Annotated in this window: 5 protein-coding genes; 1 reads left to right on the top strand and 4 read right to left on the bottom strand. The window is 70.2% G+C overall.

What is annotated here, in order from left to right:
* Positions 1–148: 148 nt before the first annotated feature.
* The 4 genes from ACIRJP_RS41875 to ACIRJP_RS41860 form a co-directional block, all read right to left on the bottom strand.
* Complete coding sequence (locus ACIRJP_RS41875) at positions 149–988, bottom strand: SDR family NAD(P)-dependent oxidoreductase (RefSeq protein ID WP_404186384.1); 840 nt, start codon at positions 986–988, stop codon at positions 149–151.
* 187 nt (positions 989–1,175) lie between these two features.
* Positions 1,176–2,021: an amidohydrolase family protein gene (locus ACIRJP_RS41870; RefSeq protein WP_358953162.1), complete on the bottom strand. Its 846-nt coding sequence runs from the start codon at positions 2,019–2,021 to the stop codon at positions 1,176–1,178.
* Entirely contained in the window at positions 2,018–3,205 is a 1,188-nt protein-coding gene (locus ACIRJP_RS41865; protein WP_404186382.1) for a mandelate racemase/muconate lactonizing enzyme family protein, read from the bottom strand. Before ACIRJP_RS41865 ends, ACIRJP_RS41870 begins: the two co-directional genes overlap by 4 nt.
* Positions 3,205–4,575: an aspartate aminotransferase family protein gene (locus tag ACIRJP_RS41860; RefSeq protein WP_404186380.1), complete on the bottom strand. Its 1,371-nt coding sequence runs from the start codon at positions 4,573–4,575 to the stop codon at positions 3,205–3,207. The genes ACIRJP_RS41865 and ACIRJP_RS41860 overlap by 1 nt, the downstream gene beginning before the upstream one ends.
* A gap of 297 nt (positions 4,576–4,872) precedes the next feature.
* On the opposite strand from ACIRJP_RS41860, the gene ACIRJP_RS41855 reads away from it, so the two are divergent.
* A complete protein-coding gene (locus tag ACIRJP_RS41855; RefSeq protein ID WP_404186378.1) occupies positions 4,873–5,730 on the top strand; it encodes an IclR family transcriptional regulator in 858 nt (285 codons plus the stop codon).
* Positions 5,731–5,986: the final 256 nt, after the last annotated feature.

The following is a 5,986-nucleotide window of genomic DNA, read 5'->3' as shown; positions in this document are numbered from 1 at the left end:
CGGGGACGGTGCGGGGGACGAAGCCGGGGACGAAGCATTGACGGACATGACGGAGGCGCTCCTCGCGTTGTCGATGCGTGCGATGCGTGCGATGCGTGCAATGCATGGGATGCGTGCTCGGTGAGAACCGACTCCCGGTCGGTCGCGGTCAGATCGTGTTGCGGTACGGCGGCATGAAGCGCATCCGCGGCATCTGGTCGGCCAGCACTCCACCGTCGACGACGATGCGCGTCCCGGTGAGATACGCCCCGGCGTCCGAGGCGAGCAGCAGCAGCGCGCCCACGCATTCGTCGGGCCGCGCGTACCTCCCGAGCGGGATGCGCTCGCGGTACGCGGATTCGAAGTCCTCCCGGTCAAAGGGGAATTCGCCGTCGATGGGGGTCTCCACCATGCCGGGGGCGAGGGTGTTGGCGGTGATGCCGTGCGGGGCGAGTTCGACCGCCAGGGTCTCGGTGAGCAGTTGGGCTGCGGCCTTGGAGGCGTTGTAGTGGGCCAGGCCGGCCTCCGCCACCAGTGCGTTCTTCGAGGTGATGGTGATGATGCGGCCCGCCACCGAGTCCGCCGTCATGTGCTCGGCGATCCGCTGGCTGAGGAAGAAGACGGCGTCGACGTTGACCCGCATGATGTGCGACCAGCTCGCGGGGGTGATCTCGTTGAAGCGTTCCAGCGCCGCCGTGCCCGCGTTGTTGACCAGGATGTGCAGCGGGCCCGCCTCGGCGCGTACGGCGTCGACGAAGCCGGGCAGCGCGTCGATGTCCGCGAGGTCCTGGCCGTACGTCCGGCAGCGGCGGCCGAGTGCCTCGATCGCCGCGGCGGTCTCGGCGAGGCCCTCGGCCCCGGGCAGGTCGACGAGGACCAGATCGGCGCCCGCCTCCGCGAGTCCCACGGCGAAGGACCGGCCCAGGCCCCGGGCGGCCCCGGTCACGACCGCGGTGCGGCCGGTCAGATCGAAGCGGTCGGTTCCGCGGGGCGGGACGGCTGCGGTCATGGCGGGTTCCTCCAGGCGGAGCAGTACGGAGAGGGGTGGGTCGGGTCCGGTTCTGATCGCCGGAGGGGGTCCGGGCCGCCGCGCTGGGACACATGGGTGATGGCGCGGCGGCCCGGCTGCCGGTCGGTACCGGGCGACAGGGGGATGACCCCGGCGCCGTACCGGCAGGTTCGGGGGAACGGCCGGATCAGCCGTTCAGGCCCAGCAGGTCCAGCGACGGCCGGTGGATGATCTCCTCCACCGCGTCGGCGTCGAGCGGCGGCAGCCCGGGGATGCCGGGGATGCGGGCGATCTCCCGAAGCCCCTTCACCGAGTCGTCGACCGTCGTGAACGGGTAGTCGCTGCCGAACAGCACCTTGTGGAAGACCCCGTAGTCCTGGACCAGCCGGAGGCTGTGCCAGAGCTGGAAGGGCCGGTAGTGCAGGGCGCTGAGGTCGGCGTACACGTGGGGGTGCTTGCGGATGACCGCGATGCACTCGCCCTCGAAGGGGTGGCCGAGGTGGGCGAGGACCATCCGCAGTTCCGGGTGGCGGATGGCGACCGCGTCCAGGTGGCGGGGCATCGCCCACTCCAGCGGTGCGCTCGACACGAAGGTGGTGCCGGTGTGCACCAGGAGCGGGAGGCCGTGCCGTTCGGCGTACGTGTACAGCTCGTCGTACTCCTCGGCCGCCGGGTCGAAGCCCGCGTACATCGGCATCAGCTTGATGCCTCGCAGGCCCAGTTCCTGGTGGCCGTGGCGGAGTTCGTCCTGCCAGCCGGGCTGGGTGGGGTCGAGCGAGAGATAGCCGATGAGCCGGTCGGGGTGCGCTCCGGCGTACGAGGCGACGGCGGCGTCGTCGACCCAGAGGCCGCTGCGCCGCGCCTTGCCGCCGACGACGATCGTGCGGGTGCCCTCGGGGGCGGTGGCGGCGTACTCCTCCCACTTCACCGTGAGGTCGACCTCGCCCGCGTGGGCGCGGGCGGAGTCGGATCTGAACGGGTCGGTGAAGTCGTGGCTGTGCCTGAAGAGATGGGAGTGGACGTCGACGATCATGTCCGGTTCCGCTTCTCCCAGCCGTCCGCGAACATGTTCCAGAAGCGGTGGCTCGGCGGGTGCTCCTCGAAGACCTCGTCGACGAGCTCGACACCGAGGCCCGGGGCGGTCGGGAGGCCGATGCGGCCGTCGACGATCGGGAGGGTCCCCTTGAGGGCGTCGAAGACGTAGTCCTCCAGGAGCCCGTCGAAGGTTTCGAGGATCTTGAAGTTGGGGATTCCGAGCGTCGCGTGCACCGAGACGGTGGTGCAGAGCGGCGAGTTCGAGTTGTGCGGGGCGACGAGCATGCCATGGGTATCGGCGATCGCGGCGAGTTTCCTGACCTCGGTGAAGCCGCCGGCCATGGAGAGGTCGGGCTGGATGATGTCGACCGCGTTGGTGGCGAAGAGCTGCTTGTACTCGTAGCGGTTGTGGAAGTGCTCACCGCCGGAGATCGGAAACGCGGCGCGCTGTCGCAGTTCCGCGTACCGCTCGATGTGGGTCCACGGCATCGGCTCCTCGAACCAGCCGATGTCGAAGGGCTCCAGCTCCCGCACCAGCCGGGCCGCGGTCGGCATGGCGAACCGGGCGTGGCCCTCGATGAAGAGGTCGGCATCCGGTCCGATGGCCTCGCGGACGGCGGCCACGAGGTCGACGGAGCGGCGCAGTTCGGGGCGCTCCAGCTCGTGCAGGCCGGGGCCGAACGGGTCGAACTTGAGGGCGGTGAAGCCCTTCGCCACGGTCTCCTTGGCCTTGGCCGCGAAGGTCTCGGGATCGCGCTCGCCGGTGTACCAGCCGTTGGCGTAGACGCGTACGTCGTCGCGGCAGGCGCCGCCGGTCAGCCGGTAGGCGGGGACGCCGAGCGCCTTGCCCATCAGGTCGTACATGGCCTGGTCGAGGCCGGACAGGGCGACGCCGCCCATGTCGCCGCCGCGCAGGAAGTCGCCCTGGTAGACGCGGAGCCAGAGCTCCTCGATGTCGAAGGGGTCGGCGCCGATGAGGTGGCGCCGGGCGATCGCCTCGGTGAGCTCGCAGACCTCGCGGACGCGGTAGGGGTGGGTGATCTCGCCGACGCCGGACAGGCCCTCGTCGGTGTGGACCCGGACGTAGCCGAAGTCGCGCCAGGAGGTGCCGAGCATCAGGGTCTCGACGCGGGTGATCCGGCCTGCGGGGCCCGCCGGGCGGGTGCGGTTGACGGTCAGCATCAGCGGGTCGCCCCACCCATGGTGGAGGTGTTCTCCAGGTCGCGGGCGCCGCCGTCGGCGAGCACGGCCTTGACCGCGGCCTCGGTGCCCTCGATGAGACGGTCCACGTCGGCGTCGGTGTGGGCGTAGCTGATGTGGCTGCGCTTGAGGTTGAGCGGCAGCTCGAACAGGCCGTGGTCCAGGAGCTTGCGGCGGTAGCCGACGAAGAGCGAGGCGTCGTTGTCCAGCAGGTCCGCGTAGGTGCGGGGGGCCTCGCCCGGCATGAAGTAGCTGACGAAGACGGATCCGTAACCGGTGACGACGGCGGGGACGCCGAGGCGCTCGTACAGTCCGGTCAGTTCGGTGCGGACACGCTCGCCGAGCCGGAACACGTGCTCGTGGACGGGCTCCTCGCGGAGCTTGCGCAGGGTGGCGAGGGCGGCGGCGACGACGGAGGGGTGGCCGTTGTACGTGCCGGCGAAGAAGGCGGGGGCGCCGGGCCGGGTGGAGAAGAGGTCCATCAGGTCGGCGCGGCCGCCGATCGCGCCGACGGGCGCGCCGTTGGCGATGGCCTTGCCGAGGGTGGTGAGGTCGGGGGTGACGCCGGAGATCTTCTGCCAGCCGCCGATGTCGTGACGGAAGCCGGTGATGACCTCGTCGAAGATCAGGACGCTGCCGGCCTTCGTGGTCTCCTCGCGCAGCGTGGTGAGGAATTCCTGGTACGGCAGGAGCGCGCCGACGTTGTGCGGGACCGGCTCGACGATCACGGCGGCGATGTCGGAGCCGTGCTCGGCGAAGGTGCGGCGGACGGCCTCGCTGTCGTTGAACGGCAGGACGAGGGTGGCTTCGAGGACCTCGGGCAGGATGCCGGTGGAGATCGGGTCGTGGCCGCCGACCTTCTCGGGCGCGGAGATGACGTTGAGGCTGACCGCGTCGTGCCAGCCGTGGTAGCAGCCCTGGAACTTGACGACCAGGCGGCGGCCGGTGGCGGCGCGGGAGACGCGCAGCGCGTGGAAGGTGGCCTCGCTGCCGGTGCTGGTGAGCAGCACCTTCTCGATCGAGGGGATCAGTTCGGTGAGCTGTTCGGCGAGGAGGACCTCGCCCTCGGTGACACCGACGCCCATGTGGCCGAGGGTGGCACCGGCCTGCGCGGTGGCGCGGGCCACGTCGGGGTCGTTGTGGCCGAGCAGGGGCGGTCCGAACGCCGAGTGGAAGTCGGTGTACTCGCGTCCGTCGGCGGTACGGAACCGCGCGCCGTCCGTCCCCGTGACGACCAGGTCGGTCAGTCCGGGAACGCTGCGCTGACCGCTGTTCACGCCGCCGGGTACGACCTGGCGGGCGCGCTCGGCGAGTGGGGCTCCGGATTCGTTGCCCACCGGGCCTGAACTCATTATCGCTTGCTCCTTGCGTCGAGAGTCGTCGGTCTTCGCAGGCCCTGCCCGGCCCGTGAATCCCTGGCGCCATCCGCCCGGCAGTCGCCGCAGGAAGGGGGTGATCCGTGGTGCTTGGAATGGTGTTTGGGGTGGTGCTTTTTCCGAACGCTGTTCTGTAGAGCAGAACAGTGCCTGGATATTACGTCCGCCTTCGGGGCGGGTCAAGACCCTTCCGGGCCCGGGAAAGCCCGTTTCCGCGCCTGCTTCAAGAGAACGCACGTTCCGAACCCCACCGAGGGACTAAGCTGTTCTGCTATGACGAACAGTGCTGCCCCAGAAGAACCGAAGTACTGGGTCAAGAGCGTGGCCAGGGCAGCGGACATCCTCGAGGCGCTCGCCGCCCCCGCACAGGGCAACGGCCTGAGCGTCACGGAGGTCGGCCAGGCCTGCTCCATCTCCAAGAGCGCCGCCTTCGGCATGCTCCAGACCCTGCGCGCGTACGGCCTCGTCTCGGACGACGGCGAGGGCATGAACCGCCGCTACCGGCTCGGCATGAGCCTGGCCAGGCTCGGCGACCGGGCCCGCTCCCAGGTGTCCCTGCGCGGCGTCGCCCACCCGGTGCTGCGCGAGCTGACCCGGACCACCGGGATGGCGTCCAGGCTCGCTGTCCCCGAGGACGGCCACGCGGTCGTCGTGGACCAGGTCGAGCTCGACCAGCGCGTCCGGCTCGATCTGCGGATGGGCCAGCGCGAGCTGCCGCACTGCACGGGCCTGGGCAAGGCGCTGCTCTCCGCCGTGCCGCAGAGCGAGGCGGCCGCGGTCGTCGAGCGGTTCGGGCTGCCCCGGCGCACCTCCCGCACGATCACCGACCCGGCAACCTTCCTGTCGCATCTGCGCGACATAGCCCGGGTCGGCTACGCCCTGGACGACGAGGAGGACGCCGAGGGCATCATCTGCATCGGCGCGCCGGTCTTCGACGACCGTTCGGTGTGCGCCGGGGCCGTCTCCATCACCGGTCTGAAGCTCGGCCTGCCGGCCTGGCGCTACCAGGAGCTGGGCGGCCAGGTGCGGGACGCGGCCCGCCGGATCAGCGTCTCGCTCGGCTGGGTCGACGACGCGGACGAGGCCGCGTCCGACCCCGACACGTCGCAATCCGACGGATTCGGGTCTTGACCAAGACGGATTCAGGCCTTGACCAAACGGCTTAACCCGCCGTAGGTTCCCTGCCAACCGCGGTGACATTCCATGGTCACTGGCGTTTTACCCTTTCCGGCCTGGTTCCGGCGCCTGCCCATCGCGCCGTGAACACTCGAAGGCCGGACCTTTTCAGCCATCCGCCTCATGGCAGTCCCCCGCAGGAACGCTCCCTCACTTATCGCACTTCTCGGAAGGCGAAGTCCGCATGAGCGTTCCGCACCACCACACCTCC

This window comes from Streptomyces sp. NPDC102437, from assembly GCF_044765565.1.
GTDB lineage: Bacteria > Actinomycetota > Actinomycetes > Streptomycetales > Streptomycetaceae > Streptomyces.
The sequence above is the reverse complement of the archived record's forward strand: the minus strand, read 5'-3'. Positions and strand labels throughout refer to the sequence as shown.

Excerpts from the sequence above, each read along its gene's own strand:
- ACIRJP_RS41855 (WP_404186378.1), top strand. The coding sequence starts at position 4,873 with ATGACGAACAGTGCTGCCCCAGAAGAACCGAAGTACTGGGTCAAGAGC.
- ACIRJP_RS41860 (WP_404186380.1), bottom strand. The coding sequence starts at position 4,575 with ATGAGTTCAGGCCCGGTGGGCAACGAATCCGGAGCCCCACTCGCCGAG.
- ACIRJP_RS41875 (WP_404186384.1), bottom strand. The coding sequence starts at position 988 with ATGACCGCAGCCGTCCCGCCCCGCGGAACCGACCGCTTCGATCTGACC.
- ACIRJP_RS41865 (WP_404186382.1), bottom strand. The coding sequence starts at position 3,205 with ATGCTGACCGTCAACCGCACCCGCCCGGCGGGCCCCGCAGGCCGGATC.
- ACIRJP_RS41870 (WP_358953162.1), bottom strand. The coding sequence starts at position 2,021 with ATGATCGTCGACGTCCACTCCCATCTCTTCAGGCACAGCCACGACTTC.